Origin of the sequence: Nocardioides sp. NBC_00850 (genome assembly GCF_045207335.1) — a bacterium.
Classification (GTDB): domain Bacteria; phylum Actinomycetota; class Actinomycetes; order Propionibacteriales; family Nocardioidaceae; genus Nocardioides.
In genome coordinates this window covers 2412634-2438013 of the sequence record NZ_CP108845.1, presented here as the reverse complement: position 1 = coordinate 2438013, position 25380 = coordinate 2412634, and the positions used below count along the sequence as shown (strand labels likewise).

General features: G+C 69.9%; 24 protein-coding genes. 5 read left to right on the top strand and 19 right to left on the bottom strand.

Annotated elements, in window-relative coordinates; all coding sequences use genetic code 11:
- Position 1: 1 nt before the first annotated feature.
- The 3 genes from OH802_RS11970 to OH802_RS11960 are packed head-to-tail and all read right to left on the bottom strand — an operon-like array spanning position 2 to position 2993.
- Positions 2–859: an alpha/beta fold hydrolase gene (locus OH802_RS11970; protein ID WP_406028132.1), complete on the bottom strand. Its 858-nt coding sequence runs from the start codon at positions 857–859 to the stop codon at positions 2–4.
- Positions 856–1749, bottom strand: a complete 894-nt coding sequence (locus OH802_RS11965) for an SDR family NAD(P)-dependent oxidoreductase (protein ID WP_406028130.1) — start codon at positions 1747–1749, stop codon at positions 856–858. The genes OH802_RS11970 and OH802_RS11965 overlap by 4 nt, the downstream gene beginning before the upstream one ends.
- Entirely contained in the window at positions 1746–2993 is a 1248-nt protein-coding gene (locus OH802_RS11960; protein ID WP_406028128.1) for an NADH:flavin oxidoreductase/NADH oxidase family protein, read from the bottom strand. The genes OH802_RS11965 and OH802_RS11960 overlap by 4 nt, the downstream gene beginning before the upstream one ends.
- An 89-nt stretch (positions 2994–3082) precedes the next feature.
- Between OH802_RS11960 and OH802_RS11955 the strand changes: the two genes are divergently transcribed.
- Genes OH802_RS11955 through OH802_RS11945 form a run of 3 tightly spaced genes read left to right on the top strand, consistent with a single transcriptional unit; the run spans position 3083 to position 5543 of the window.
- Entirely contained in the window at positions 3083–3700 is a 618-nt protein-coding gene (locus OH802_RS11955; RefSeq protein WP_406028126.1) for a TetR/AcrR family transcriptional regulator, read from the top strand.
- Complete coding sequence (locus OH802_RS11950) at positions 3697–4689, top strand: NADP-dependent oxidoreductase (protein ID WP_406028124.1); 993 nt, start codon at positions 3697–3699, stop codon at positions 4687–4689. Before OH802_RS11955 ends, OH802_RS11950 begins: the two co-directional genes overlap by 4 nt.
- Positions 4686–5543, top strand: coding sequence for an alpha/beta fold hydrolase (locus tag OH802_RS11945; protein WP_406028122.1), 858 nt, complete (start codon positions 4686–4688; stop codon positions 5541–5543). The genes OH802_RS11950 and OH802_RS11945 overlap by 4 nt, the downstream gene beginning before the upstream one ends.
- A gap of 67 nt (positions 5544–5610) precedes the next feature.
- On the opposite strand, the gene OH802_RS11940 is transcribed toward OH802_RS11945, so the two are convergent.
- From OH802_RS11940 to mftA, 9 genes are all read right to left on the bottom strand, one after another.
- Entirely contained in the window at positions 5611–8979 is a 3369-nt protein-coding gene (locus OH802_RS11940; protein WP_406028120.1) for a PQQ-dependent sugar dehydrogenase, read from the bottom strand.
- A 123-nt stretch (positions 8980–9102) separates the two neighbouring features.
- Entirely contained in the window at positions 9103–10227 is a 1125-nt protein-coding gene (locus tag OH802_RS11935; protein ID WP_406028118.1) for a sugar phosphate isomerase/epimerase family protein, read from the bottom strand.
- A gap of 153 nt (positions 10228–10380) precedes the next feature.
- Positions 10381–11778: a mycofactocin biosynthesis glycosyltransferase MftF gene (mftF, locus tag OH802_RS11930; RefSeq protein ID WP_406028116.1), complete on the bottom strand. Its 1398-nt coding sequence runs from the start codon at positions 11776–11778 to the stop codon at positions 10381–10383.
- A complete protein-coding gene (locus tag OH802_RS11925) occupies positions 11775–12566 on the bottom strand; it encodes a mycofactocin-coupled SDR family oxidoreductase (protein ID WP_406028114.1) in 792 nt (263 codons plus the stop codon). The genes mftF and OH802_RS11925 overlap by 4 nt, the downstream gene beginning before the upstream one ends.
- Positions 12563–13234, bottom strand: a complete 672-nt coding sequence (gene mftE / locus OH802_RS11920; protein WP_406028112.1) for a mycofactocin biosynthesis peptidyl-dipeptidase MftE — start codon at positions 13232–13234, stop codon at positions 12563–12565. Before mftE ends, OH802_RS11925 begins: the two co-directional genes overlap by 4 nt.
- The gene (gene mftD / locus OH802_RS11915) at positions 13231–14469 is read right to left on the bottom strand and encodes a pre-mycofactocin synthase MftD (RefSeq protein ID WP_406028110.1); all 1239 of its coding nucleotides are present in this window, start codon (positions 14467–14469) and stop codon (positions 13231–13233) included. Before mftD ends, mftE begins: the two co-directional genes overlap by 4 nt.
- A 28-nt stretch (positions 14470–14497) precedes the next feature.
- Positions 14498–15709: a mycofactocin radical SAM maturase gene (mftC, locus tag OH802_RS11910; RefSeq protein ID WP_406028108.1), complete on the bottom strand. Its 1212-nt coding sequence runs from the start codon at positions 15707–15709 to the stop codon at positions 14498–14500.
- Between the two features lie 10 nt (positions 15710–15719).
- Positions 15720–15989, bottom strand: a complete 270-nt coding sequence (gene mftB / locus OH802_RS11905) for a mycofactocin biosynthesis chaperone MftB (protein WP_406028106.1) — start codon at positions 15987–15989, stop codon at positions 15720–15722.
- Positions 15989–16087, bottom strand: coding sequence for a mycofactocin precursor MftA (gene mftA, locus OH802_RS11900; RefSeq protein WP_179658722.1), 99 nt, complete (start codon positions 16085–16087; stop codon positions 15989–15991). Before mftA ends, mftB begins: the two co-directional genes overlap by 1 nt.
- 130 nt (positions 16088–16217) lie before the next feature.
- Here mftA and mftR point away from each other — a divergent pair, with 130 nt between their 5' ends.
- Positions 16218–16829: a mycofactocin system transcriptional regulator gene (mftR, locus tag OH802_RS11895; RefSeq protein WP_406028103.1), complete on the top strand. Its 612-nt coding sequence runs from the start codon at positions 16218–16220 to the stop codon at positions 16827–16829.
- Positions 16830–16937: 108 nt separating this feature from the next.
- On the opposite strand, the gene OH802_RS11890 is transcribed toward mftR, so the two are convergent.
- The 7 genes from OH802_RS11890 to OH802_RS11860 all read right to left on the bottom strand — a co-directional run bounded on the left by OH802_RS11890 (position 16938) and on the right by OH802_RS11860 (position 23627).
- Positions 16938–18299 carry an MFS transporter gene (locus tag OH802_RS11890; protein WP_406028101.1) on the bottom strand — a complete coding sequence of 454 codons (1362 nt, stop codon included), beginning with the start codon at positions 18297–18299 and terminating at the stop codon, positions 16938–16940.
- Positions 18300–18475: 176 nt separating this feature from the next.
- The gene (locus tag OH802_RS11885) at positions 18476–19429 is read right to left on the bottom strand and encodes a PDR/VanB family oxidoreductase (RefSeq protein ID WP_406028099.1); all 954 of its coding nucleotides are present in this window, start codon (positions 19427–19429) and stop codon (positions 18476–18478) included.
- A 23-nt stretch (positions 19430–19452) separates the two neighbouring features.
- Positions 19453–20211: an SDR family NAD(P)-dependent oxidoreductase gene (locus tag OH802_RS11880; RefSeq protein ID WP_406028097.1), complete on the bottom strand. Its 759-nt coding sequence runs from the start codon at positions 20209–20211 to the stop codon at positions 19453–19455.
- Positions 20208–20738, bottom strand: a complete 531-nt coding sequence (locus OH802_RS11875; protein ID WP_406028095.1) for an aromatic-ring-hydroxylating dioxygenase subunit beta — start codon at positions 20736–20738, stop codon at positions 20208–20210. Before OH802_RS11875 ends, OH802_RS11880 begins: the two co-directional genes overlap by 4 nt.
- Positions 20731–22041, bottom strand: a complete 1311-nt coding sequence (locus OH802_RS11870) for a Rieske 2Fe-2S domain-containing protein (RefSeq protein ID WP_406028093.1) — start codon at positions 22039–22041, stop codon at positions 20731–20733. The genes OH802_RS11875 and OH802_RS11870 overlap by 8 nt, the downstream gene beginning before the upstream one ends.
- Before the next feature lies 1 nt (position 22042).
- Entirely contained in the window at positions 22043–22429 is a 387-nt protein-coding gene (locus OH802_RS11865) for a hypothetical protein (RefSeq protein WP_406028091.1), read from the bottom strand.
- Between the two features lie 43 nt (positions 22430–22472).
- Complete coding sequence (locus tag OH802_RS11860) at positions 22473–23627, bottom strand: acyl-CoA dehydrogenase family protein (RefSeq protein WP_406028089.1); 1155 nt, start codon at positions 23625–23627, stop codon at positions 22473–22475.
- 198 nt (positions 23628–23825) lie between these two features.
- On the opposite strand from OH802_RS11860, the gene OH802_RS11855 reads away from it, so the two are divergent.
- A complete protein-coding gene (locus tag OH802_RS11855; protein WP_406028087.1) occupies positions 23826–25343 on the top strand; it encodes an ATP-binding protein in 1518 nt (505 codons plus the stop codon).
- Positions 25344–25380 lie beyond the last annotated feature (37 nt).

The following is a 25380-nucleotide window of genomic DNA, read 5'->3' as shown; positions in this document are numbered from 1 at the left end:
CTCAGGACGCCGCGGACTCGGTCTTCGGGCCGAGGAAGTCCAGGACCTCGGGGACGAACTCGTGGTGGTACTGGAACACGCCGCCGTGACCGGAGGCCGGGTAGATCCGCAGGCGGGAGTGGGGCAGCCGGGCCGCCATGTCCTTGGAGTGCTCGCTGGCGACCATCAGGTCCTTGTCACCGTTGGCGACGAAGACCGGGATCTTGATCTGCTCCAGGTCGTCGGCGGGATGCATCCCGGCGCTGGTGATCGCACGCAGCTGAGCCAGGCCCGCCTGCGAGGAGATCGGCTTGTCCCGACCCGTCGTACGCTCCGCGAGCCGCTCGAAGTAGGCGTTGGCCGCCTTCTTGCCCTCGGGAGTGCGCTGGAAGAACAGGAAGTGGCGCGGGTCCTTCCGGGCCAGGAACGCCTTGGTGTAGGCACCACCGACGATGAACGGCATCTTCCAGATGCCGCCGCCACCGCGCGGGCCGCTGCCGGCGACCACCATGCGGCGTACGAGGTCGGGCGCCTGGAGGGCGACCATCTGAGCGACCGCACCGCCGAGCGAGAAGCCGATCAGATCGACCTGCTCATACCCGAGCGTCCGGATGAAGGCGATGGCGTCGGCACCCATCTGCTCGATGTCGTTCGGCACCCGGCCGCCGGTCGCGCCGACGCCGCGGTTGTCGAAGGCGATCACGTGGTGCTGGGAGGCGACGCCGTCGAGGACGCGCGGGTCCCAGTCGTCGAGGACGGCGGTGAAGTGGTGCAGGAACACCACCGGTACGCCGCCGGGCTTGCCGAGCTCGCGGTAGGCGAACGAGGTGCCGCCGACGTCGATCGTCTTGTTGGGGGTGGTCTTCCAGGTGGTGGTCATGGCTTGTTCCTTCGTGAGTGTGCCGCCGGGACGGCGACGGGAGGTGTGGAAAGACGGGCGTCGAGACGGGCGAGGACGTCGAGGATGCGGCGGTCGCGGGCGAAGCGGGAGTCGAGCGTGGGTCCGAGGAAGCCGCGCCAGGCGGAGACCGGACGCCACAGGTTCGGCAGGACGACGCGGGCCGCGCGGGCCTCGAGCCCGTCGGCGATGCCGGCCGCGGCCTGTGCCGGTGTGATCCGCTTCAGCATCGCCTTGGGCAGCGCGCCGAGCAGCTCCATGACGACCGGGTCCTCGTCGACGCCGCGGGCGATCATGTCGGTCTGGACGAGCGAGAAGTACGCCGTCAGGACCGAGACTCCGTGGTCGGCGAGCTCGACGCGGAGTCCGCGCCCGAGCTGCTCGACGGCTGCCTTGCTCATGGCGTACGGAATCGTGCCCATGCCGTTGAGGAAGGCGAACACGGAGCTGATCAGGACGACCTGGCCGCGCTGCGCGATCACGTGGGGCAGCGCGGCCGAGACCGTGTTCGCGACACCGGTCACGTTGACCGCGAGGGTGGCCTCGATGTCCGCGGTGGGCGTGTTGCGCAGCGTGGCCGCTTTCGCGAGGAGACCGGCGTTGGCGATCACGACGTCGAGGCGGCCGTACCGGTCGACGGTCCGGGTGACCGCCGCCTCGAGCGAGGCGGGGTCGCGTACGTCGGCGACGCATCCGAAGGTGTCGGTCGCATGCAGCGCACCGGCCCGCTCGGGCGTCGTCGGGTCGATGTCGGCGACCGCCACGCGGGCTCCCCGCTCGAGCAGGGTGCGGACCGTGGCGGCACCGATCCCGCCGCTGCCACCGGTGACCAGGACGACCTTGTCGGCGAGATCGTACGTGTGGCGGCTCACTTCAGGCCCCGGCGCGGAGCGAACGACACCCGACCGTTGCGGCGCACCATGGCCACCGCGGTGCGCAGCACACCACGGTCGAGATCCGGCTCCTGCCCGCGGGCGAGCCGGTGCATCTGGTCGGTGTTCCAGGCGAGGTTGAGAACGCCGTCGATCGCCTTCAGATCCGCGACCCGGCCGAGCAGACCGCGCATGCCGGCGCCGATCTCGTGGGTGGTCAGCTCGGCTGCGTGCCCTCGGAGGATCGCGTCGGCGGAGTCGGTGGTCGTCACCGTCGGACGGCCGATGCCGACGAGGTCGCAGTCCCCCGCGGTGAGCGCGTCCTGCATCCCGGAGCGCGAACGGAAGCCGCCGGTCACCGCCAGCGGCACATCCCCGGCCGCCTCGCGCACGGACCGTGCGTAGTCGAGGAAGTACGCCTCACGTGCCCGGGTCGAGGACGCGGCCGTGCCCGACATGGCCGGCGACTCGTAGTTGCCGCCGCTGACCTCGATCAGGTCGACGTCCTCCAGCGCGAGGGCCTCGACGACGCCGCGCGAGTCGTCCTCGGTGAAACCGCCGCGCTGGAAGTCGGCGGAGTTGAGCTTGACCGACACCGCGAACCCGGCACCCACCCGGCCACGTACGCGGCGTACGACCTCGATCAGGAAGCGCATGCGCCGCTCGACGTCGCCGCCCCACTCGTCCTCGCGCAGGTTGGTCAGCGGCGAGAGGAACTGGGTGGCGAGGTAGCCGTGCGCCGCGTGGAGCTGTACGCCGTCGAAGCCGGCGTCCTCACAGACCTTCGCCGCGACGGCGAAGCGCTCGATGATCTCCTCGATCTCCGCGCCGGTGAGCTCACGAGGAACGGCCGCACCGGGAAGCGCGAGTGGCACGGCGCTCGGCGCGACCGGCTGGTGGCCGAGGTCCATCAGGTTGGACTGACGGCCGGGATGGTTGAGCTGAGCGAAGATTGCGGCGCCGCCGTCGTGCGCGGCCTTGGTCCACGCGGTCAGCTGCGGAAGGGCGCGGTCGTCCTCGATCACGATGTTGCCCGGCTCCCCCAGGTGCCGGCGGTCGACCATGACGTTGCCGGTGATCAGCAGGCCGTAGCCGCCCTGCGCCCAGCGACGGTAGAGCGTGACGATGCGCTCGTCGGGCGAGTTGTCCGCGTCGCCCAGAGCCTCGCTCAGCGCTGCCTTGGCGATGCGGTTGGGCAGGCGTACGCCGGACGGAAGGTCGAGCGGATCAGCAAGCGAGGCCATGGATGCTCCAGTTCGTGGATTGCAGTACGTTCGTAATAGTATGGTCATAATGCTAAGGTACTGACAACCCCTGGAAGGAGATTCACCTCATGGCGAGATACAGCCCGGAGCACAAGGAAGCGACGCGGCGCCGGATGATCGAGACCGCCGGCCGCCGACTCAAGAGCGACGGCATCGACGGCTCGGGCATCGCGACGCTGGTCGCCGACGCCGGACTGACCAACGGAGCCTTCTACGGTCACTTCACCTCGAAGGAGGACCTGGTCGCCTCGGTCGTGACCCAGCAGCTCGCCGACCAGGTCGCCGTCGTCGACGCGCTTCCCGCCGGCCTCGCATCCGTCGAGGCCTTCCTCCGCGAGTACCTCTCCGCCGAGCATCGCGACGATCCCGCCGAGGGCTGTCCGTCGGCCGCCCTTCTGGACGAGATCGGTCGCTGCGACGCGACGACCCGAGACGCCTACACCGACGGCGCCCGCTCGATGATCGAGGCGATCTCGCGCCACCTCGACGAGGGCGATGCCCAGCAGACCGACGAGCGTGCGATCGGCATCTTCACGCTCCTGGTCGGCTCCCTGCAGCTGGCTCGCGCCGTCACCGACGCCGAGCTCTCGGACCGCATCCTCGCTGCGGCCTACACCCAAGCCATGACCGTCGCGGGAGCCCGTCCGGGTTCCGCGGGAACATCCACCCAGGAGTCATCACCATGAAGGCCTTCGTCGTCACCCGCTACGGTCCTGACGGACTCGAGGCAGCCGATGTCCCGGCACCGACGGTCGGACCGCGCGACGTCCTCGTCGACGTCCGCGCCGCGAGCATCAACCCGCTCGACAAGATGGTCCGCAACGGCGAGTTCAAGCAGCTGCTGAAGTACAAGCCGCCCTTCACCCTCGGCCACGACGTCTCCGGCGTGATCACCCAGGTCGGCTCGGAGGTCCGCGACTTCAAGATCGGCGACGAGATCTACGCCCGGCCCCGCGATCTGCGCATCGGCACCTTCGCCGAGCAGATCGCCATCGACTCAGACGACGTCTCCCCCAAGCCGACGTCGTTGTCGTTCGAGGAGGCCGCCGCCGTACCCCTGGTCGCGCTCGCCGCGTGGCAGGCCCTGGTCGGCCTGGCCAGCGTCAAGCCCGGCCAGAAGGTCCTGGTCCATGCCGGCGCCGGCGGCCTCGGCTCCACCGTCATCCAGGTCGCCAAGCACCTCGGTGCCCACGTCGCGACCACCGCTCACAGCAAGGACGTCGAGAAGGTCCGCGCGCTCGGCGCCGACGAGGTCGTCGACTACACCAGCACCGACTTCGCCGAGGTCCTGACCGGCTACGACGTCGTGCTCGACTCCCTGGGGACCGCCAGCCTCGAGAAGTCGCTGACCGTCCTGAAGCCGGGCGGTCTGGCGATCAGCGTGGTCGGCCCACCTGACCCGCACATGGCGGACCAGCTTGGCAAGCCGCTCCTCAAGCCCGTCATGGCCCTGTTGAGCCGCAAGATCCGGTCCCGCGCCATGAAGCTCGGCGTGCGCTACTCGTTCCTCTTCATGGAGGCGAACGGCACCCAGCTGAAGACCCTCGCCGCCCTCTACGACGACGGCATCCTCCAGCCGGTCCTCGACCGCACCTTCCCCTTCGCGGAGACGATCGACGCGATGGCGTACGTCGAGCAGGGCAAGTCCAACGGCAAGATCGTGGTGACCCGATGACCTCCCCCGGCGAGCCTGTCGTCACCTCCTACGAGCAGGCCCCGACCCGCTCCGTCACCGTCGGCGACGTGACGTACGCCTACCGCGAGCTCGGCCCGAAGGGCGGCGTACCCGTCGTCTTCTTCGTGCACCTCGCCGCGACACTGGACAACTGGGACCCGCGCATCGTCGATCCCATCGCCGAGAAGCGACACGTCATCACCTTCGACCAGCGCGGCGTCGGCGCCTCGACCGGGGAGGTGCCCGACACCATCGAGGCAGCCGCCGATCACGCCTACGAGCTCATCGCGGCGCTCGGGTTCGAGGAGATCGACATCTTCTCCTTCTCGATGGGCGGCTTCATCGCCCAGGACCTGATCCTGAAGCATCCCGGCCTGGTCCGCAGGCTCGTGCTGACCGGCACCGGCCCTCGGGGCGGCAAGGACATCGAGAAGGTCGCCGGCGTCACGTACCGGGACATCCTCCGGGCGACGCTGACCAGGTCGGACCCCAAGGAGTTCCTCTTCTTCAACCGCGATGCGACCGGGAAGTCGGCCGCGAAGGCGTTCGTCAAGCGGCTCCAGGAGCGCACCATCGACCGCGACCGGCCGGCCAGCATCAAGGCGCTGCGTACCCAGCTGAAGGCGATCCAGAAGTACGGTCGCTCCGCCCCGTCGGATCTGTCGGCACTCACCATGCCGACCCTGATCGCCAACGGCGACCACGACCGGATGGTGCCCACGGCTCTCTCCGAGGACCTCCATCGCCGCATCAAGGGCAGCCAGCTGATCATCTACCCCAACTCCGGTCACGGCGGGATCTTCCAGTTCCACGAGAAGTTCGCCCCGGTCGCCACCGACTTCCTCACCGACTGACCTCCGCACCGGTGCGGACGTGCGGGCCCAAGGGACATGCCCCTTGGACCCGCACGGAAGAGTCACCTCAGAGTTGGCTGATCACCGCCCGGGCGTCCCGCTGGAGCGCGGCACGAGCGTCGGGGTCGGCGACGTTGAGCGAGCTGGCCGCCAGGTCGGCGTACTCCTGCAGCTGCGACCTCGCGGAGGCGCGGCGCCCGGCTGCGACATGCTTGGCAGCCTGCTTGAGCCGTTTTTCGAGGACGCTCTCCCCCGCAGGCGTGACATCGCCCGAGCGGGCGAGCCGCTCGGTCAGGGCGGTGAGCTCGGTCAGCGAGGTGGCGGTCGTGAACGTCACCGTCCTCGTCGTCGCGTGTCCCGCCTTGTCGGTCGCGGTGACCGCGAGGGTGTGTGACCCGAGCGAGAGTCGCCACAGGGCGAGCGCGTCACCGGCGACCGCGGCACCGTCCAGGGTCGCGGTCACGGATCCGACACCGGAGGTGGCGTCGGTGGCCGACCATGATGCATCCCCGGAGTTGCCGACCGTGGCGCCGTCGATGACACCGTCGACCGCGACCTGCGGAGCGGTCTTGTCGATCCGCACCACGACCTGCCCGACCTCGGAGACGTTGCCGCCGTTGTCGGTCGCGCGGTACTGCACGGTCGTGACACCTTCCGCGGACACCGTGAGCGGGTTGTTCGCGTTCTCCCAGGTCTGACCGCCGTTGGTCGAGCGCTGCCGTGAGGCGACGGTGCCGTTGTCGGTCGCCGCCACCGCCACGGACACGTTCCCCGTCCACCAGCCGTTCTGCCCGGTCGGCTGTGCCGGGTCGAGCGTCGCGGAGACCGTCGGAGGCGTGACGTCGGCGAAGCCGTCGCCGACGAACCTGATCCGATCCAGGGTGACGCCGCCGGTGGCGGTCACGAACAGCTCGCCGCTGCCCGACGGTGCTCCGGTCAGGTCAGACGTCGTCTCGGACCAGTCCTCGCTGGCGACGTCGAACGAGGCGAACGGCGTCGCGTCGGCCGACCCCCATCGCAGCTCCACGCTGCCGGTACCGCTGGCACGCAGCTTCGCCGAGGTGATGCCGGCGAGGTTCACAGGCTTCCAGGAGAGCCAGTCGCCCGCATCGAGCGAGGTGACCTTCCGCAGGCCGCTCGCCGTGTCGTCCGGAGCGATCGCGACGCCCTCGGAGGCGTCGGCCCACTCGGCCTCCTGTGACTTCGGGTTGAGGATCATCGACACCTCGGACCTGGCCGCCGGCACACCGTTGGCGCCGTTGTCGGTGTAGCCGATGACGACGACTCCGTAGATGTTCTCCGTCTCGCCGTGCTCGGTGGCATCGGCGGGCGTCGGGATCGCGAATCGGCACCCGGTCCCCTGGCTGAGCGGATGGGCGTGGACGTCGTGCCCGAGGCCGAACGTCCAGGTCACCCGTGAGCACACCGTCGCGTTCCCGTCCTCGGCGTCGTCGGTCGTCACTTCGAACGGCACCGCCTGACCCCAGTCGAAGAAGCCTCCCTCGGCCGGCGTGGTCACCTCGATCGTCGGCGCGACGTTGCCCACGCTGATCGAGGTCGAGGTGATACCGCGACGCCCCTCGGCGTCGGTGACCCGCAGCCGGGCGGTGTAGCGGCCGAGCTCGTCGTACGTGTGCGACGTGGTCGCCCCGGTCGCGTCGAAGGTGCCGTCGCCGTCCAGGTCCCACTCGTAGGTGAGCGCACCGCCTTCCGGGTCAACCGAGCCCGAACCGTCGAACTCGACGGTCAGCGGTGCCGAGCTGCTGGAGATGGGGTCGGCGACGATGTCCGCGCGCGGTGCCTTGTTGCCGACGCTGTAGTCGATCCGATAGAGCCCGGCATCCGGGTTGGCCCGGAAGAAGCCATCACCGTAGTCGAGGACGTAGAGCGACCCGTCCGGCCCGAACTCGATGTCGATCGGGCTGTCGGTGATCGGCTGCCGGTTCGTCTCGAGATCGGTGTTGGGCAGGAACTGCTCGATGTGCGAGACCGGGCCGCTGGGCCAGTCGACGGTGAACGCCGCCAGGTAGTCCTGCGAGAACTCGGCGAAGAACGCCTTGCCGTCCCAGTACTCGGGGAACTTCGTCGGCGAGGGGTTGTCCGCGTCGTAGTGGTACACCGGGCCGCCCATGGGCCCCTGGCCGCCGGCCGGGCTGAAGTCGGTCAGCTCCGGCCACGGCTGGTGGGTGTTGTTGTCGCCGTAGTAGAGGGTCGCAGCCTTGGCCGGCGGAACGGTCGAGAGCCCCGTGTTCCACCGCGAGTTGTTCTCCGCACCAGCGGCGCAGTCGAAGAAGTCCCCCGGCGTCGCCGTCTCGAAGTCCCACTCGTTGTAGTTGAACTGGTCGCCGGTGCAGTACGGCCAGCCGCCGTTGATCGGCTCGTCGATCGCGGTCGTCTGCCACTCGACGTACCCCATCGGGCCACGCTCCGGGCTCGGCGCCCCGGCGTCCGGGCCGTAGTCGCCCCAGCTCACCGAGCCCGTGGCGGCGTCGACATCGATCCGGAACGGGTTGCGCAGACCCATCGCGAAGATCTCCGGTCTCGTCCCGTCCGTGCCAGGGGCGAAGAGGTTGCCCTCCGGGATGGTGTACGAGCCGTCCTCCTGGACCGCGATCCGCAGGATCTTGCCACGCAGGTCGTTCGTGTTGCCCGCGCCGCGGCGGGAGTCGAAGCCGGGGTTGAACCCGGGGGCGTCGTTGTTGGGCGCGAACCCGTTCGCACCCGGGGTTCCTGCCGGGGTGTTGTCACCCGTGGCCAGGTAGAGGTTGCCCTGGTCGTCGAAGTCGACGTCCCCGGCGACGTGGCAGCACTGACCGCGCTGCACCTCGACCTTGAGGATCACCTGCTCGGTCGCGAGATCCAGCCTGTCGGCGGCCTCGTCCCACTTCACGCGGGTGAGCTGGTTGTAGCCCTTCCACTGGTCCCAGTACGCCTCGGTCTGACCGGCGGGCAGCGTGTTGGGCGCCGAGCCGGACGGCGTGGTCGTCGGGTAGGGACCGGTCATGGTGCGCGGCGCGTAGTAGAGGTAGACCCAGCCCGACTCCTCGAAGTCCGGCGCGAGGGTGACCGTCTGCAGGCCGTCCTCAGAATTGTTGTACGTCGCGATCGTGTTGACCACGCGGGTCGTACCGGCGTCAGGGTCGACGAGCCGGATGTCGCCGTTGCGCGCGGTGGTGAGCACGCGCCGGTCCGGCAGGACGGCCATGTCGATCGGCTCGCCGGTGTCCTTGGTGAGAGTGACCTTCTCGTAGTTGGACCAGTCCAGGGCGAGGCCGGCCCCGGGCTCGGTGCCATGGTCGACACCGTCGTGGGCGGCAGCGGGCGTCGCGAGTGCGAGCCCGGAGGTGAGAGCGAGCGCGAGCCCGGAGGTCACCGCGAAGAGTGATCGCCGGGCACGACGGCGGGGTACCCCACCGCCTGAGCTGTGTTTGGGCATGACGGTTCCTTGGAGAGCGAGGGCGAAAGAAGCCGGAGGAGGGCGTGCGAGTACGCCCGTGGCCGGAGCGCGACCCGGTGAGGGCGCGCTCCGGCTGTTCGCGAAGGGAAAGGTGGCGGCCGGTCAGCCGCGGAGCTCGTCCATGTTCTGGTAGCTCAGCTTGGCGAAGGCCAGGGACTGGCCAGGGTTCAGCGCACCGCCGGGAGCGGTGTCCTGCTCCCACATCGGGTTGTGGTAGCCCCTTGCCGGCATGTCGCCGAAGAAGGCCTGGTAGTCGATGTCGCCCTCCCCGAACGGCGCCATCACATAGCCGTTGGCCTGCGTCTCGTCCTTCTTGCCGTCCTTGGCGTGGAAGAGCGGGAAGCGCATCGGCGCGGACTTGACGACCTCGAGCGGGTCGAAGCGGTCCTCGACGAGACTGCCGTCGGGGGCCGTGTAGGTGTGGTGCTTGTACTGCGCGACGTGCGCCCAGTAGATGTCCATCTCCAGCCACACGTGAGCAGGGTCCGTGTTCGCCAGGAACCACTCCAGCCGGCGCACGCCGGACGACCGGGTCGGGCGGCCCAGCGCGTCGCTGGGACCGCTGTCCAGGAGGAAGCTGTACGCGACGTCGTGGTTGTGCGTGTAGAGCTTGAGCCCGTGTCGAGCAGCGCGCTCACCGAGGATGTTCCAGCGATCGGCTGCGGCCTGCCAGTCGGCCAGGTAGGCCGACCCGGTGGGATCGCTTCCGGTCCCGATGTGCCTCATCCCCAAGATGTTCGCGACCTCGCACGCCGCGTCGAACGCGGCCAGAGACGCATCGGTGATCGTCGAGGGGACCGACCCGTGGTTCCCCTCGGCCTCGAGACCGTTGTCATCGAGCCACGTCCGCAGCAGGCGCGCACCGTCGATGTTGTTGACGTTGCCGCCGGGCGCGTTGGCGCTCTGGTTGAAGCCAGCGAACTCGATCTGCCGGTAGCCGATCTTCGACAGCTCCTCGAAGACCGCCTTGAACCCCGAGGCGTACGGGCTGGTGGCCGGGTCGCGACTGATCGCGTCGCGCACCGTGTAGAGGATGATTCCGCGCCGCGGTCGCGGGATCAGCAGCGCGTCGGCTGCGGCGGATCCGCCGAGAGGGATACCGCCGAGGGCGATTCCCGCCGCGGCCATGCCTGTGGTGGCCGCCAGCAGCTGCCGACGGTTGAGCCCGAGCTTGCGTGCGATAGCCGGAACCTCGTGGTTCGCGGCAGGGGTGGGACGGTTGCGCATCAGTGCTCCTTCGGGAGGGTGAAGCCAAGTGAGCCGCAACTGTGACCTGTGTCACGTTGTGCGATCGTCAACTTACGGTTTCAGCGAAGCACTCGTCAATAGTCCAAACTCGCCATGCGAAAGTGAGAAAGTTTCTTTCGAAAGTTCAGGGCACTAGCGGGCTGCCCGGCGCACGAGGCGCGGGGTGAGGCATTGCAGGGACCGGGATCTCGCGGCTCCGAGCCAGAGTCCGGCGCCGTAGGCGAGGTCGTCGAGGCGGCGGCCGATGAGGGTCGTGGGCCGGACGTCGGTCTCGTGGAAGGCGACAGCGGTGTCGACGACGAGCGCGGCGAGCACCATCCGGCGTACGGTGCGGCTGAACAGGCAGGCCACCAGCGTGAGTGGCCACCAGTGGCGCAGCAGGAGCGCCGACTCCTGGCGCAGCGACCAGCCGAGTCCTCTCACGGCGAGGCGGGAGGCGAGGCCACGGCGTCCGGGTACGTCGGGGAGAGCCTCCGAGACGACGCGGCTGCCCCAGACCAGCGAGGCGAGCGCCGCGGGCGCCGACCACCAGCGGCCGGCGAGGATCACGGCTCCGGCCGCGGCCATGGCCGGGGAGAGTACGGCCGGGGCGACCGCCGAGCCGTGACGGCGCCCGAGCTCGGCGCCGCCGGTGCCGTAGACGAGCTTGCGGCCGAGCCAGCCGCGTACGGTGCCGCGGACCTCGTGCAGGGCCTCGAGGTCGGGCGCGTAGCGGACCACGTGTCCGGCCTCGACCAGTCGCCAGACCAGGTCGACGTCCTCGCCCACGCGCAGGTCGCCGGCGAAGCCACCGATCTCTCGCAGGGTCGTGGTGCGGGCGACCAGGCAGGCCGACGGCAGCCAGCCGACCGCCGCGCCGGGACGTACCGAGCACGCTCTGGTGCCCAGGGAGAGCGAGGAGGCGGCCATGTCGTGGCGTTCGAACCACGCCGGCCGCGCCTTGTCGCTGTGCCCCCGCACCAGTGGCCCCACCAGCGCGACCCGAGGGTCGGCGAGGTGCCCGGCCAGCTGGGCGAGCATCGCCGGGGCGGCGGCGACATCGGAGTCGACGAAGGCGACGTAGGTCGTGGCGGCCCGGGCCAGCCCGGCGTTGCGGGCGCCGGCGGGCCCCAGGTTTTCGGTGAGCGCGAGGAGGGTGGCGCCGTGGCGGCGTACGACCTCCGCGACAGCCTCTGGGTCGCGGGAGGCGTCGTCGACGACGATGACACCGAGTCCGCTCAGGGCGGCCAGGCAGCGGTCGAGGAGGTCGGGTCGGTCGTGGGTCGGGACGACGATGGTGAGCTCAGCAGGGTTGGCGGGCGTCAGGTCCGCGGGATCGGCGAGGTTGCCGTCGAGCAGGCGGCGAGCGATGACGTCGGAGGTGGCATCGTGGACCCGAACCTGCCTGCCGGCCACTCGGTCGGCAGCCGTGGACGCCAGGCGCATGGACCGCAACGGGGAACCGCCGACCAGCGACAACCCACCGTCCGCCGTGGGCAGGAGACGTACGTCATCGCGCACCCGCACCGTGAACCCATCCGGCAGCCTCATCCGCCGAAGCCTCCGTCGGCGGCGACGACCGAGCCGTTGAGCACCGCCCCGGCACGCGAGCAGGCGTGCACGACGGTGGCGGCGACCTCGTCGGGTGTGAGCGGGCGGCGCAGGAGCTGGTGTGCGGCGAGGTCGTCCGGACCGACCGCATAGAGGTCGGCTGTCGCCGCGAGCATCGCGGTGTCGGTGGAACCCGGCGAGACGGCGCAGGCAGTCACGCCCGTGCCGGCCAGGTCGGCGGCCAGGCCCCTCACCAGACCGACCACGGCATGCTTCGCGGCGTTGTAGGCGGCGAGGTGGAACAGCCCGCGCGAGCCCGCGGCGGAGGCGAGCGCGACGAACCGGCAGCCGCTGGGATCGGGCCCGGCGAGCATCGCCGGGACGGCGGCCGCAGCGGTGTTCCAGACACCGGCGACGTCGATCTGCCACTGCAGGTCGAGCGAGGTGTCCTCCCACAACGGGCGCCCGCCGGCGATCACCGCCGCACCGGCGACGGCGACGTCGAGCCGGCCCCACCCCTGTTGCGCGACATCGACCGCGGCGGTCAGCGCCGCCGGGTCCCGTACGTCACCGACCACCGGCTCGACCCAGCCGGCCGGGAGCGAGGCGACCAGGGCGTCCAGGTCGGCCTTCGTGGCCTGGGGATAGCCGGCCGGAGAGTCCTCACCCGCGCACCAGTCCAGCGCCACGACGCGTACGCCCTCGGCCACCAGACCACGCACCGTCGCCGCGCCGATCCCGCGCGCGGCGCCGGTCACCAGCGCGACCCGTGTCGTCTCGGCACTCATCGTGCGGCCGCTCCGATCCGGAGCCGGTCGTAGGCAGCGACGACCATCGCCTCGAGGATGCGCTTGCCGTGCTCAGCGCTCGCCCCGGTGGGGTCGCCGAGGACCCCGTTGGCCGAGACGGCTTCGACGCCGCCCGCCCGCATCACCGGCAGCAGTGTGGCGATCGGGTGGGTGTTGCCGGGGACGGCCTGCCGCAGGCGTACCCGTTCGGGGGCCAGATGGAGCATGAGCGAGGTCTCGGTGTGGCCGGCGTGCGGATCCGCGTCCGGAATCTGACAGGGCACCCAGGAGACCTCTCTCCCCTCGGCGCGAAGGACCGTGACGGCGGCCGTGACCGCGTCCAGGTTGCCGCCGTGACCGTTGACCAGGACAACCCGGGAGGCCCAGGTGGTCAGCGAACGGCCGAGCTCGACGAGGACCGAGGTCAGCACCGCGGTCCCGATCGAGATCGTCCCGGGAAACGACTGGTGCTCCCCGCTGGCACCGATCGGCACCGCCGGAGATACGGAGGCGCCGATGAGCGGGGCGAGCTCGTCGGCCACCGCGGTCGCGATCACCGTGTCGACGTCGAGGGGCAGGTGTGGGCCGTGCTGCTCGGTGGACCCGACCGGCACCAGGACCGTGCCGCCCGGCACGATCTCCGGCCAGGGACGGTCGACCAGGCTCACGGCCGGCCCGATGGTTGTCCGAGCGCGAGCTCGAAGCCGTCGGGGATCACCAGGTCGGCCGGGGTGAGGTCGTGGATGGAGGCCTTGCCCATGCCCAGGACCGCGGAGTCGAGGCCGTTGCGGAGGATGTCGAGGACGTTCTCGACACCGGCCTGGCCGTTGGCACCCAGACCCCACAGGTAGGCACGCCCGACCATCACCGCGCGTGCGCCCAGGGCGAGTGCCTTGGCGACGTCGGAGCCGCGGCGTACGCCACCGTCGAGGAGCACCTCGATCTGGTCGCCCACCGCGGTGGCGATCGGAGGCAGCACCCGGATGGTGGCCGGGGTGCCGTCGAGGTTGTTGCCGCCGTGGTTGGAGACCGAGATCGCGTCCACGCCCGCGTCGACCGCGCGCAGCGCGTCGTCGACCCGGCACACGCCCTTGAGCATGAACGGCTTGCCTTCGCTCAGGTCCTTCCACGTGCTCACCATCCAGGCCACGTCGTCCCACGACGGCGGCGGCGTGGTCATCCACTCGTAATAGGCACCGAAGAACGTGGGCGGCTCCCCCAGGCTGCCGTCGTCGGCGATCGGTGCCAGGTTGGGGGCGGTCAGGTCCGGGATACCGCCGCTGCGGGCGTACGCCGCCAGCCAACTCCCCCGGCTCATCACCTGGGGCGCGAACCTGAGCATCGCGGACAGGTCGACCTTCTCCGGGATCTCCGGGCTGCCCCAGTCACGGCCCATGGAGAAGGACCAGTCGAGGGTGGCGATCAGCGCCTTCGCCCCGGCCGCGTGGGCCCGGCGCATCCGGCGGATCATCACGTCGCGGTCACCGGTCCAGTACATCTGGAAGAACGTCGCCGCGTTGGCCGCCACGACCTCCTCGACCGACTTCGAGGCGAAGTTGGACAGCCCCATCACCGTGCCCCGAGCCGCCGCCGCCCGCGCGACCGCGACCTCCCCGTCAGGATGAACAGCCTGTACGCCGGTGGGCGAGATGATCACCGGGAACCCGATCTCCTGGCCCAGGACCGTGGTCGACAGCTCGCGCTTGTCGTGATGGCCGGCCACGTGCGGCGCCAGCCCGAGGTCGGCGAACGCCTGCTGGTTGTCCGCGATCGTCTGGCCGCGCTCCGAGCCGGCCAGCAAGGCTGCGTACACCGGCTTCGGCAGCCGCTTGCGGGCACGCTCCTGCGCCACCGCGACGGACTCGAACCACGGGTTCTGCTTCCAGGGGTTCTTCCAGGCCATGTCTGTTCTCGCTTCTGTCTACAGGGGTTCAGTTGGGTGCGAAGCCGGCCAGCGGCGACTCGGCGCAGGCACTCACCGGCGCGGCAAGGTCGGAGTCCGGGCGCCGACGGGAGAGCGTCAGCAGCACCGGCGCGTTGCGGCTGGGGGCGCTTCGGGAGTGGTCCTGGCCGACCGCGGGAATGGTCCGGGCACCGGCCAGCGCGGTCTCGCCGTACCCCTGGACACACTCCGGGTCCGGCCCGTCCAACGGCAGGCCGGTGAAGAACTTCGCGGCCATGCAACCGCCACGGCAGGAGTCGTAGTGGGCGCAGCCCGAGCAGGCACCACCGGTCTGCGGCTCACGCAGCTCCTGGAAGAGCGCCGAGGTCTTCCACACCTTGTCGAAGCCGCCGTCGGTGAGCAGGTTGCCCGCGAGGAACTGGTCGTGGATCGCGAACGGACAGGCATAGACATCCCCGACGGGGTCGATCAGGCACACGACTCGGCCGGCGCCGCACAGGTTCAGACCAGGCAACGCACCGCTGCCGTCCTCGGGCCCGAATGCGGCCAGGTGGAAGAAGGAGTCCCCGGTGAGCACCCCGTCACCGTGGGCGAGGAGCCACTTATAGAGCTCCCGCTGCTGCTCAGGAAGCGGATGGAGCTCGTCCCACACATCCGCCCCGCGGCCGGAGGGACGCAGCCGGGTCAGCCGCAGCGTCGCCCCGAACCGGTCGGCGATCGCCTTGAACTCGTCGAGCTGCCCGATGTTCTCGCGGGTGCAGACCACGCTGAGCTTGGCGTCGCGGAATCCGGCCTCGTGCAGGTTGCGCAGCGCGGTGATCGCGGTGTCGTACGACCCCGTCCCACGCACCCGGTCGTTGACCTCGGCCGTTGCCCCGTCCAGCGAGATCTGGACATCCACGTAGTCGCTCGCGGCCAGCCACCGCGCCCGCTCAGGGGTGAGGCGGACGCCGTTGGTCGAGAACTTCACCCCGACGTCGTGGGCGACGGCGTACTCGACCAGGTGCCAGAAGTCAGGGCGTACGGTCGGCTCGCCGCCGCCGATGTTCACGTAGAAGACCTGCATCCGCTGCAGCTCGTCGATCACCGCCTCGCACTGCTCGGTGCTCAGCTCGCGCGGGTCGCGCCGGCCGCTGCTCGACAGGCAGTGCGCGCACTCCAGGTTGCACGCATACGTCAGCTCCCAGGTCAGGCAGATCGGCGCATCCAGGCCGAGCTCGAAGTGCTCCACCAGCTTCATCACAGGCTCCTCACGTCACGGGACGGATCATGTCGGTCCGGGCCAGGCCGGAGAGCGCAGCGACGTACGCAGCGTGCTGCCCCTCCGGCACTCCCGATGCCACCAGCGCACCGCGCACGTCCGGGTACGACCCCAGAGCACGCACCACCGCCACCAGCTCGGGGCGCTTGAGGAAGGTCAGCTTCCGGTTCCCGAAGTGGTAGGCCAGCGCCCCGAACGGCTCGGGCCGCAGCGCGACCGACGGCGACAGAGCCCACGCGCTCTCCAGCGTGACGCGCATCAGTAGACGCCGCACATGCCGTCGATCGAGACCTCCTCGATCAAGGACTCCTCGGTCAGGGCCTCGTCCACGACCTGGGTGTTCTCTTCAGGGTTCATGACAGCTCTCCTTCATCTCGAGTGACGCACAACACGTTAATGACACTGGAGGTCAAAAAGATAGAGGTTGTCTCGAACCAGGAACTCTTTTGCCTTCGGCACGCCTGAGACGGCTGATAGATTCCGACGAATGCCGACCAGCCCCGCTCCCGCGACGCGGCGCAGCTCGCTCCGCGGACGCCCCGCCGCGACCACGCACGCGGCGATCGAGCAGGCTGCCTTCCAGCTCTTCGTGTCCAGGGGCTTCGAGGCCACCACCCTCGACGACATCGGCGAGGCGATCGGGGTCGGCAGGCGCACCATCACCCGCTACTACCCCTCCAAGAACGACATCCCCTGGGGACAGTTCGACCGCACCCTCGACGGCTTCCGCGAGATCCTGCGCTCCATGCCCGCCGACCTCCCGCTGCACGAGGCGGTCCACCGCGGCGTACTCGCCTTCAACGACTTCCCCACCGACGCCAGCCCCAGCCACCGCGACCGGATGCGCCTGATCCTGACCACCCCGGCCCTCCAGGCCCACTCGGTGCTCCGCTACGCCAGCTGGCGCGAGGTCATCGCCGAGTACGTCGCCGAGCGCACCGACGGGCGTCCCGACGACCTTCTTCCCCAGACCATCGGGCAGGTCTCGCTGGCCCTCGCCCTGACCTCGTATCAGGCCTGGCTCGCCGACGAGGACGCCTCGCTCCCCGACCTGCTCGACGCCACGATGGCGCACCTGCGCTCGTACGTCTCGAGCTGAGGCCTGCCACTACGGCGACGCGGCCACGGGTTTGCCGGAGCCGAAACCGGGCTGTCACGACGACGCGGATCGCGACGCCATGACAGCCCGGACGGTTGCCGATCAGGTTCAGCTGAACTGGGTCCGGAGCTTGGCCCGGGCCAGGGCCCGGGGTGCGGTCTCGGGGAGCAGACAGAGGCAGAGCAGCGAGAAAGCGCACATGGCGGCCAGGTAGTAGCCGACGTACGTCGCCTCGCCGGTGCCCGCGATGATCCGGTTCGCGATCAGGGGCGAGATGCCGCCACCCAGCACCGCGCCGACGTGGAAGGAGACGCCCATCCCCGACTGGCGCTGGTCGCGCGGGAAGAGCTCGGTGAAGAAGGTGTACATCGGTCCGAACAGGATCCCGGTGGTGGTGAAGCCGATGATCATCGCGGCGGCCACACCGGCCACGCTGCCCGCCTCGGCGAGGTGGAAGATCACCAACGCCGACGCGATCGAGCCGACTGCGCCGGCCATCATCACCGGCCGACGACCGAGCCGGTCGGCGGCCCACGCGGACAGTACGTTCGCGACCGCGTGCATCACCAGGGCCGCGATGCTGGCGTTGACGATGGGCTGACGCGGCAGACCGAGGCCCTCGGGGGCGGCCGCGGTGGCGTACGAGAGCATGAAGGTGGCGAGGGCGAAGGTGCTCGCGTTCAGGCCGATGTTGACGCCGGCCGCCAGCATGACGCGACGCCAGTTGGTCTTGAGGACGGCGAAGACCGGGAGCTGTTTCTTCAGCGTCTCGCCCTCCTCGCGCATCATCTTCTGGAAGACCGGGCTCTCCGAGACGCCGTGGCGGATCCAGATGCCGAGGAACAGCACGACGCCACCGATGAGGAACGGGATCCGCCAGCCCCAGCTCTCCACGCTGGCAGCGGGGAGGAGCAGCACCGCCGCGAAGGCGAGGTTGGCCAGGATCGACCCGATCGGCGACCCGAGCGCCACGAAGACGCCGTACCTGGCCCGCTTGTCGTCGGGGGCGTGCTCGATCGCGAGCACCGCAGCGCCGCCGGTCTCCCCGCCCCGGCACAAGCCGTGCACCATGCGGAGCAGCACCAGCATGATCGGAGCGGCGACGCCGATCTGGGCGTAGGTGGGCAGCATGCCCATGACCATCGTGGCGACGCCCATACCGATGAACGTCATCAGCAGCGCGGACTTGCGGCCGTACCGGTCGCCGACCCAGCCGAAGAGCACCGCACCGACCGGCGCCATCAGGAATCCGATGGCGAAGGTCGCCAGGCCCATGAAGGTGCTGAACCAGGGGTTGTTGGTCCGGAAGAAGGTGTCGGTGAAGACGAGTGCGGTCGCCGTGCCGTAGATCGCGAAGTCGTAGAACTCCAGAGAGGTTCCGACGCCGCTGGCGAAGGCGAGGCGGGCGACGCCGCCTTTGGTGGAGGTCAGATCCGATCCGTCGGTGTCGACGCGGGATGTCGTGGTCATGACTGTCCTGTCGGTAAGGCGCGAGGAGCAGATCATCCCTCAACCGCACGGCATCGTGCGACTGCGGATGTGCTCCGACCCTCGCGAGGGGGTGGTTCCACGCTAGGAACGTTGACGCCCGGGCTCCATTGGCATTGACCGCAGCCCGTTGAGGGTTTCCCCTACCGGCGATGGCGTCAGTACAGCTCGATGACGAGCTTCGGGCTCTTCGCCCGGGAGACGCACAGCGCCATCTGGTCGCCGGCTTCCTTGTCGGCGGCGGAGAGGCAGTTGTCCCGATGGTCGGGGACGCCTTCGAGGACTCCAGAGACGCACGAGCCGCAGATCCCCTCCTCGCAGGACTTGAACACCTCGATCCCGTTGTCGGTCAGCACCGACAGGATCGAGCGGTCGGCCGGGATCTCGAAGGACTCCCCGGTGTCGAGCTCGACCGTGAACGAGTCGTCCTCCGAGGTGTCGATCTCGGCAGCCTCGAAGTGCTCGACGTGCACGTTGCGCTCGCCGACCACGGGCACTGCCAGCGCGGTCAGCTGCTCCATGAAGCCGGTCGGCCCGCAGGTGTAGACGTGGCTGCTCGCGGTCATCGTCTCGAGCGCGTCGCGCAACAACGTGCTCTGGTCGCCACGAGGTACGCCCAGGTGGATCTCGACGCGGGCAGCGAAGTCGGCGTTCGCGAGGAGGTCCAGGAAGGCGGCATGCTCGCGGGACCGGGCGAAGTAGATCAACCGGAACTCCTCGCCACCTTCGTGCAGCTCGTAGGCGAGGCTCAGCATCGGGGTGATCCCGACGCCTCCGGCGACGAGCAGGTGCTGGTCGGCGCCCTCGACGACGGAGACGAGGTTGCGTGGCTCCCCGATGGCGAGGACGTCGCCCTCGCCCACCTGATGCAACGCCGCGCTGCCGCCGCGCGAGTCCGGTTCGAGCTTGACCGCGATCAGCTGTGAGTCGCTCTCGGCGGGCGGGCTGCACAGCGAGTACTGGCGCAGCACACCGGTCGGGCCGACCACGTCGATGTGGGCACCGGCTCGGTAGGGCTCGAACCTCCGGCCGTCCTCACGGACGAGCCGCAGCGTACGGATGTGCGGGGTCTCGACCCCGATATGAGTGACACGCACCTTGATGTCGGTCATCGATCTGCTCCTCTCGGTGGTGATCAGCGCACGTAGAGGCCACCGTTGGCGTCCCAGCACGCTCCGGTCACCGAGGCCGCGCCCGGCGAGGCCAGCAGCGCGACCATCTCGGCGATGAACTCGGGGCTGCCGAGCCTGCCCACGGGGATGGTCTCGGCGAACCGGTCGACGTTGTCCTCGCCGACGATGCGGCGTACGACCGGGAGGTCGAGGGGCCCGGGTGAGACGGCGTTGACGGTCACTCCGGAGCTCGCGAGCTCACGGGCGAACACCTTCGTGGCCGCGAGCACCGCGCCCTTGGAGGACGCGTAGTGGCCGCCGGTCGCGGTGCCGCCGTTCTGGCCGGCGAGGGATCCGAGGTTCACGATCCGGCCGTAGCCGGCGGCGACCATGTGCCGTCCGAAGACCTGGCAGGCGGCGAAGGTGCCGCCGATGTTGACCGCCATCACCGAGGCGAGTTCCTCGGCCGAGATCTCCAGCAGCGGGGTCGACTGGGTCCGGGCAGCGTTGTTCACTAGGACCTGTACGTCGCCCCAGCTCTCCAGCAGTGCGGCCAGCAGGCCCTCGATCGCCTCCCTGTCGGTGACGTCGACGCCGTACGCACGGGCGGTCTCGCCGGTGCCGTCCAGGTCGCCGGCCACCGTCTTCGCCGCGGCTTCGTCGACGTCCACGACGGCCACGCGATGACCGGTGCGGTGCAGGTGAGCGGCGATCACCGCCCCGAGGCCGTTGCCGGCACCGGTGACGACCGCGACCAGCCGGTCCTCGGATCGCGAGGTCACAGCAGGAACCCTGCCGCCGGGACGGCGGCCTCGCTGTCGACCAGGCGGATGACCTTGAGCACGATCAGGTCCTCGGCCGGGGCGGAGCCCAGCCGGATCCGGTACTCCACGTCGCCGGCCCACAGGTCATGCCGGCCGCGCTTGAACGCGACCAGCACCTGGGAGGCGCGCAGCACGACCTCGGCGTCGGAGACCTCGACGGGTACGAACCGGGAGACGGTACGAGTGGTCGTCGCCGAGTCGACGGCGGCGAGGGCGTACCCCTCGGTCATCCGGGTGACGCGCATCGCGCGCATCCGGGCGTCGTCGTAGACCATGTTCAACGTGTTGGCGAAGTCGGTCGTGGTCGGGTCGATCGGGATGACGTAGTGCCCGTCCTCGGCGTAGAGCGCGTTCCACGCGTCGTACTCCTTGCGGTCGAGCAGGTCGGCCTCCCGCCAGGCCAGCTCGATCCCGCGCAGCACGCGCGGGTCCGCCAGCGACGTGGCAGCCGTGTCGGTGCGGGTGTCGGGGAGGATCTCAGTCATCGCTCATCATCTGCTTCCACTGGGCGTACGCAGCGCGCATCCCGGTCTCGTCGGTGACATGTGAGGTCGGCCAGCCTTCGGGGCTCGGCTTCTCCCGAGCCGCACCGCGGTTGACCAGGATCGGCATCTCGGGTGCGCCCTGCGCGCCTCGTTGGACCCGGTCCCATCCCTCCGCGTCGTCGGGGGTTCCGAAGCCGAACGGCCCCTGGAAGTGCTCGTGCACCCGCAGCCGGGCGCGGTTCACCGGGCCGACGACCTCGTCGGGGCCGTCGGGGCCGATCGCGACGTGCTCGATGACCGTCTTGTCGACGGAGATGGGCCGCAGGACCCGGAAGAACGCGGCGGACATGGAGACGTTCGGGAAGAGGTTGAGGTTGAACCCGGTGCCGTGCATGGCCAGGACCACCTTGCGGATCGCCGAGTCGGACAGGCCGGCCGCACGCAGGTCGGCGATCAGCCCGTCGAACCGGTCCTGGAGCTTCTCGGTGCCGTCGTCGGCGTCGAGGTCGGAGTGCTCGGGCACCATCTGCATGACGCTGTGACCGTTGCCGAGGTCGTGGGTGGTCGCCTCGGGGTCGGTCATGAACGACATCATGTCGGCGGTCTCGGCGTCGACCGACGCCATCCAGGAGCGGTGCACGATCGGGAAGTGGTAGCCATCGGTGGTGTTCTCCAGCTGGATCTTCCAGTTGCCTCCGAAGGTGAACTGGTGGGTGCCGAGCACCTTGACCGGGTAGCCGCCACCCTGCTTCATGAACCGGTCGATCCACACCTTCACGTCGCCGAGGAACTCCTCGAGCGGCTCGATGTCCTCGTCGAGGGTGGCGAAGACCATGCCGCCGTACGATTCGGTGCGCAGCCGCTTGAGCGAGAGCTCGCTCTTGTCGAGGACACCCTCGTAGCCCTCGGGGTAAGGGATGCCGCGCAGCTTGCCGTCGAGGCTGTAGGACCAGGCGTGGTAAGGGCAGGTGAACCCGTTGGCCTCGCCGGTCCGCTTCTCGCACAGGCTCGCCCCGCGATGGCGACAGCGGTTGACGAGGGTGTGGATCGCGCCCTTGCGGTCTCGCGAGACGATGACCGGCTGCCGGCCGACGTACGTCGACTTGAAGCTGCCGGGCTTGGGCAGCTCGCTCTCGTGCGCGACCCAGATCCAGGTGTGCTCGAAGATCCGGGTCACCTCCTGCTCGAAGATGTCGGGGTCGGTGTACATCCGGCCCGCGACCCGGTCGTCCTGGACCAAGTCGGCGGGAGCGAGGTCGTACACGTTGGCTGCGGTGATCTCGGTGGTGATCTCGGTGGTCATCTCAGTTCGCCTCCACGGGCTCGTAGGAGCGCGGGGTGAGGGCTCTGCCCATCCGCGCCTCGACCTTGGCGTATCTCCAGAGCTTGAAGTCGCCCTCCCCCACCGCGATGGTGCGGAAGAGGTTGCAGGCGGCCCTGACGGTCTCCTGGGTGTCGACGTCGGCCAGCAGATAGCAGGTCCACGGCCAGGAGTCGGAGGGGCCGACCAGGTGCGCGTCGTCGTCGATGTCCCCGATGAAGTCGACGCCCGGCAGCGCCTTGATGCCGTCCATCATCTCGACGAAGGCCCGCCAGACGTCGTCGACGGTGACGCCGGCGCTGGGCAGGTCGAAGAAGTTCTGGTTGATACCGATGCAGAACAGGACGCGGAGTGGTGTTGGCTCACTCATCGGGTCTCCTTGGGGTCGTGGGACGGGCGGCTGGTGGGTCCGCTCACATGAATCCGGGGACGGTCGGCTCCTGGCCGAGCAGCACCGCACCGGCGGCGTCATACATCGAGGGGCCGAGGAAGGCGTGCACCTGCGGGACCTCGGCGTCGCGGCGCAGCCGCTGCAGCGGGTGCCGGTTCGCGATGGTGCCGGTTCCCGAGATGGTGCAGAGGTCGGCGACGATGCGGGCCGCGGTGGACGCCAGGTGCGTCGCGGAGAGCCGGATGCGGGCATGCTGCTCGGGGCTGACCTCGTCGCCGGCGACGACACTGCTCCAGACCTCCTCGGCCACCTCGTAGTAGAAGGCGCGCGCCGAGCGCAGCGCGGCGTAGCTCTCGGCGTAGGACGTGCGGTAGTAGGCGCGGGCGGCCAGGGGCGGTGCGCCGGTCACGCCCGTGCGCGAACCCGCCTCCTGCGCGAACGCGAGCGCCGCCTGCGCGACCCCGAGGCCAACCGCGGCATGCACCTGCGCCTGGTAGCCGATCGTGGGGTAGCGGAAGAGCGCCTCGTCGACGGCCGGCTCCCCACCTCGGACGAACGTCCGCTCGCGGGCGACCTCGACCTCCTTGACGACCAGGTCGAACGAGCCCGACGCACGCATCCCGGCGACGTCCCAGTCCTGCACGATCTCGACCTGCTCGGGTCGCAGCAGAGCGGTTCTCGGCTTGCCCCCGGAGGCGTCGTCGCTGGGGATGCCGACCCCGAGGATGTCGGCTCCCATGCAGCCGCTGGCGAACTTCCAGCGCCCGTCCACGATGAAGCCCCGCTCGGTGGGGGTCACCGGCTGGACCGGGAAGAGTCCGCCAGCGAAGACGACATCGGGGCCGTCGGCATAGATCTCGGCCTGGGTCTCGAGCGGGAGCGCCGCCAGGTAGGTGAGTGCGGAACCGAAGGCAGCGACCCATCCGGTCGAGCCGTCGACGGCCGAGATCCGCTCGACGACCTCGAGGAAGTCGGCGGGGGCCATCGGCTCGCCTCCGAACATCCGCGGGGCCGAGCTCCGGTAGACCCCGACCTGCTTGAGCCGGTCGATGAAGTCACGGGGTACGTAGCTCTGCTCGTGGAACTCACCCCGCCGGGCCGTCAGCTCCGACAGGACGTCCTCCAGGGTGAGCGGCGCAGCGGCCGTCTCCGGCTGGATCTCCTGGGTCTGGGCCATGTCGGCTCCTCTGGGTTGGATCGGATGAATCGGGTCGGATGTGTCGGACCGGCCGGGTGCCGACCGCCGGGTTCGACGCTATGAGGCCGCCCGCGCGGCGGGAATTGGGAATGCCCGGCCCGGATGAGGGGGCCTCACTGCCCCGCGTAGGGGATTTCTTCAGCGCCCGCGCCTCATTCGGCGACCTATCCTGACCAGATGCAGGTCGACCCACAGGCGCCCGAGCTGGTCCATACCGACTTCCTCGCGATGATGAACGCGACCTCGTTGTGCGTGCTGATCCACGACGCCGAGACGCAGGACATCATCTGGGCCAACCCCGCAGCGTGCGAGCTGCTCGAGTGGAGCGTCACCGAGCTGCGGCCGCTCAAGGCGGACGAGATGAGCAGCTCCGCCCAGGAGTACGACCGCGTGATCGGCAGGGCCTGGTTGCAGGAGGCGGTCGAGAAGGGCCGCAGCAGGATCGAGTGGCACTACCGCTCGAGCACCGGCCGGGTGGTCCCGACCGAGGCGGTCGCGACCCGCGTCGAGCTGGCCCAGGGCCCGGCGGTGATGGTGCAGTTCCGCGACATCGAGCGCGAGCAGGCGGTCGAGCGCGAGCTGCGGCAGACCACGGCGTACGTCGAGACGCTGAGCCGGCACACCGCCGCAGGGGTCGTCGTGCTGAGCCCGGAAGGCGTCGTCGAGCACGTGACCGACCAGGCGCTCGCCCAGTTCGGGGTCGCCCGCACCGACATGGCGGGGCACCGTCTGGACGACGTCGCGTCGGTCCAGATCGACCGGCGAGGCGACCGCGAGCGCACCGGCTGGTCGGCGGCGGTCGGCGCGGCCGACCCGATCGCCACCGTCCGGCTGCGGCTGCGCCGCCGCACCGGACCCGGGCCCGCCCGGTCCGCCTGGCTCGGCGGGACGCTCGAGCGGATGCACCAGCCCGGGGTCGTGGAGTTCGTGCTGACCGTCTACGACATCTCCGAGCGGGTGCGAGCCGAGCAGGCGTACGACCAGGAGAACTACCTGGCCCGCTACAACGCGATGGGTGACATGGCGATGGCGATCGCCCACGAGCTGGGCCAGCCCCTGGCCGCGGCGAACAACTTCCTGGCCGGCGTCCGCGCTCGGGCACGGACGCGCGAGGGTTGCGCGGAGATAGCGGGCGCCACCGAGATGCTCGCCTTCGGGCTGGACGGCGCCGAGCGCCAGATCGAGCGGGCGGCGACGATCGTCAGCTCCGTACGCTCCTATGTCGGCCATCTCGAGCAGGTCTCGGGCCGCGTGGACCTCAACGACGTGATCGAGGAGTGCCTCTACTTCGTCGGGCTGCGGGCGGACCCCGCCGGAATCGAGGTCGAGCTCGACCTCTGCTCGGACCCGGTCCCCGTACGCTGCGAACGCGTGCTGACGGGACAGGTGGTGCTCAACCTCTGCTTCAACGCCGTCGACGAGCTGAGCCAGTGCGGACCGGGCAGCCGGGTGCTCCGGATCAGCACCGGCACTGCGACATACGACGGGAAGACCTCGGGCATGGTGACCGTCGAGGACCGAGGACGCGGCCTGACGCAGGACCCGTTCGCCGAGTCGTTCACGTCCAAGGAACGCGGGAGCGGGATCGGGCTGGCCCTGAGCTACCGGATCATCACCCGGCAGCACGGCATGATCTGGGCCGAGTCACGCGAGGGCGGCGGCACCCGATTCGCGTTCACGCTGCCGCGCGCGTAGCCGCGCCGGCGTAGGGGAAATCCTCATCCTCCGTCGA

What these genes read in the sequence shown, in the direction of transcription:
- OH802_RS11970 (WP_406028132.1), bottom strand. Translation starts at nt 859, where the DNA reads ATGACCACCACCTGGAAGACCACCCCCAACAAGACGATCGACGTCGGC.
- OH802_RS11960 (WP_406028128.1), bottom strand. Translation starts at nt 2,993, where the DNA reads ATGGCCTCGCTTGCTGATCCGCTCGACCTTCCGTCCGGCGTACGCCTG.
- OH802_RS11955 (WP_406028126.1), top strand. Translation starts at nt 3,083, where the DNA reads ATGGCGAGATACAGCCCGGAGCACAAGGAAGCGACGCGGCGCCGGATG.
- OH802_RS11950 (WP_406028124.1), top strand. Translation starts at nt 3,697, where the DNA reads ATGAAGGCCTTCGTCGTCACCCGCTACGGTCCTGACGGACTCGAGGCA.
- OH802_RS11945 (WP_406028122.1), top strand. Translation starts at nt 4,686, where the DNA reads ATGACCTCCCCCGGCGAGCCTGTCGTCACCTCCTACGAGCAGGCCCCG.
- OH802_RS11940 (WP_406028120.1), bottom strand. Translation starts at nt 8,979, where the DNA reads ATGCCCAAACACAGCTCAGGCGGTGGGGTACCCCGCCGTCGTGCCCGG.
- OH802_RS11935 (WP_406028118.1), bottom strand. Translation starts at nt 10,227, where the DNA reads ATGCGCAACCGTCCCACCCCTGCCGCGAACCACGAGGTTCCGGCTATC.
- mftF (WP_406028116.1), bottom strand. Translation starts at nt 11,778, where the DNA reads ATGAGGCTGCCGGATGGGTTCACGGTGCGGGTGCGCGATGACGTACGT.
- OH802_RS11925 (WP_406028114.1), bottom strand. Translation starts at nt 12,566, where the DNA reads ATGAGTGCCGAGACGACACGGGTCGCGCTGGTGACCGGCGCCGCGCGC.
- mftD (WP_406028110.1), bottom strand. Translation starts at nt 14,469, where the DNA reads ATGGCCTGGAAGAACCCCTGGAAGCAGAACCCGTGGTTCGAGTCCGTC.
- mftC (WP_406028108.1), bottom strand. Translation starts at nt 15,709, where the DNA reads ATGAAGCTGGTGGAGCACTTCGAGCTCGGCCTGGATGCGCCGATCTGC.
- mftB (WP_406028106.1), bottom strand. Translation starts at nt 15,989, where the DNA reads ATGCGCGTCACGCTGGAGAGCGCGTGGGCTCTGTCGCCGTCGGTCGCG.
- mftA (WP_179658722.1), bottom strand. Translation starts at nt 16,087, where the DNA reads ATGAACCCTGAAGAGAACACCCAGGTCGTGGACGAGGCCCTGACCGAG.
- mftR (WP_406028103.1), top strand. Translation starts at nt 16,218, where the DNA reads ATGCCGACCAGCCCCGCTCCCGCGACGCGGCGCAGCTCGCTCCGCGGA.
- OH802_RS11890 (WP_406028101.1), bottom strand. Translation starts at nt 18,299, where the DNA reads ATGACCACGACATCCCGCGTCGACACCGACGGATCGGATCTGACCTCC.
- OH802_RS11885 (WP_406028099.1), bottom strand. Translation starts at nt 19,429, where the DNA reads ATGACCGACATCAAGGTGCGTGTCACTCATATCGGGGTCGAGACCCCG.
- OH802_RS11875 (WP_406028095.1), bottom strand. Translation starts at nt 20,738, where the DNA reads ATGACTGAGATCCTCCCCGACACCCGCACCGACACGGCTGCCACGTCG.
- OH802_RS11870 (WP_406028093.1), bottom strand. Translation starts at nt 22,041, where the DNA reads ATGACCACCGAGATCACCACCGAGATCACCGCAGCCAACGTGTACGAC.
- OH802_RS11865 (WP_406028091.1), bottom strand. Translation starts at nt 22,429, where the DNA reads ATGAGTGAGCCAACACCACTCCGCGTCCTGTTCTGCATCGGTATCAAC.
- OH802_RS11860 (WP_406028089.1), bottom strand. Translation starts at nt 23,627, where the DNA reads ATGGCCCAGACCCAGGAGATCCAGCCGGAGACGGCCGCTGCGCCGCTC.
- OH802_RS11855 (WP_406028087.1), top strand. Translation starts at nt 23,826, where the DNA reads ATGCAGGTCGACCCACAGGCGCCCGAGCTGGTCCATACCGACTTCCTC.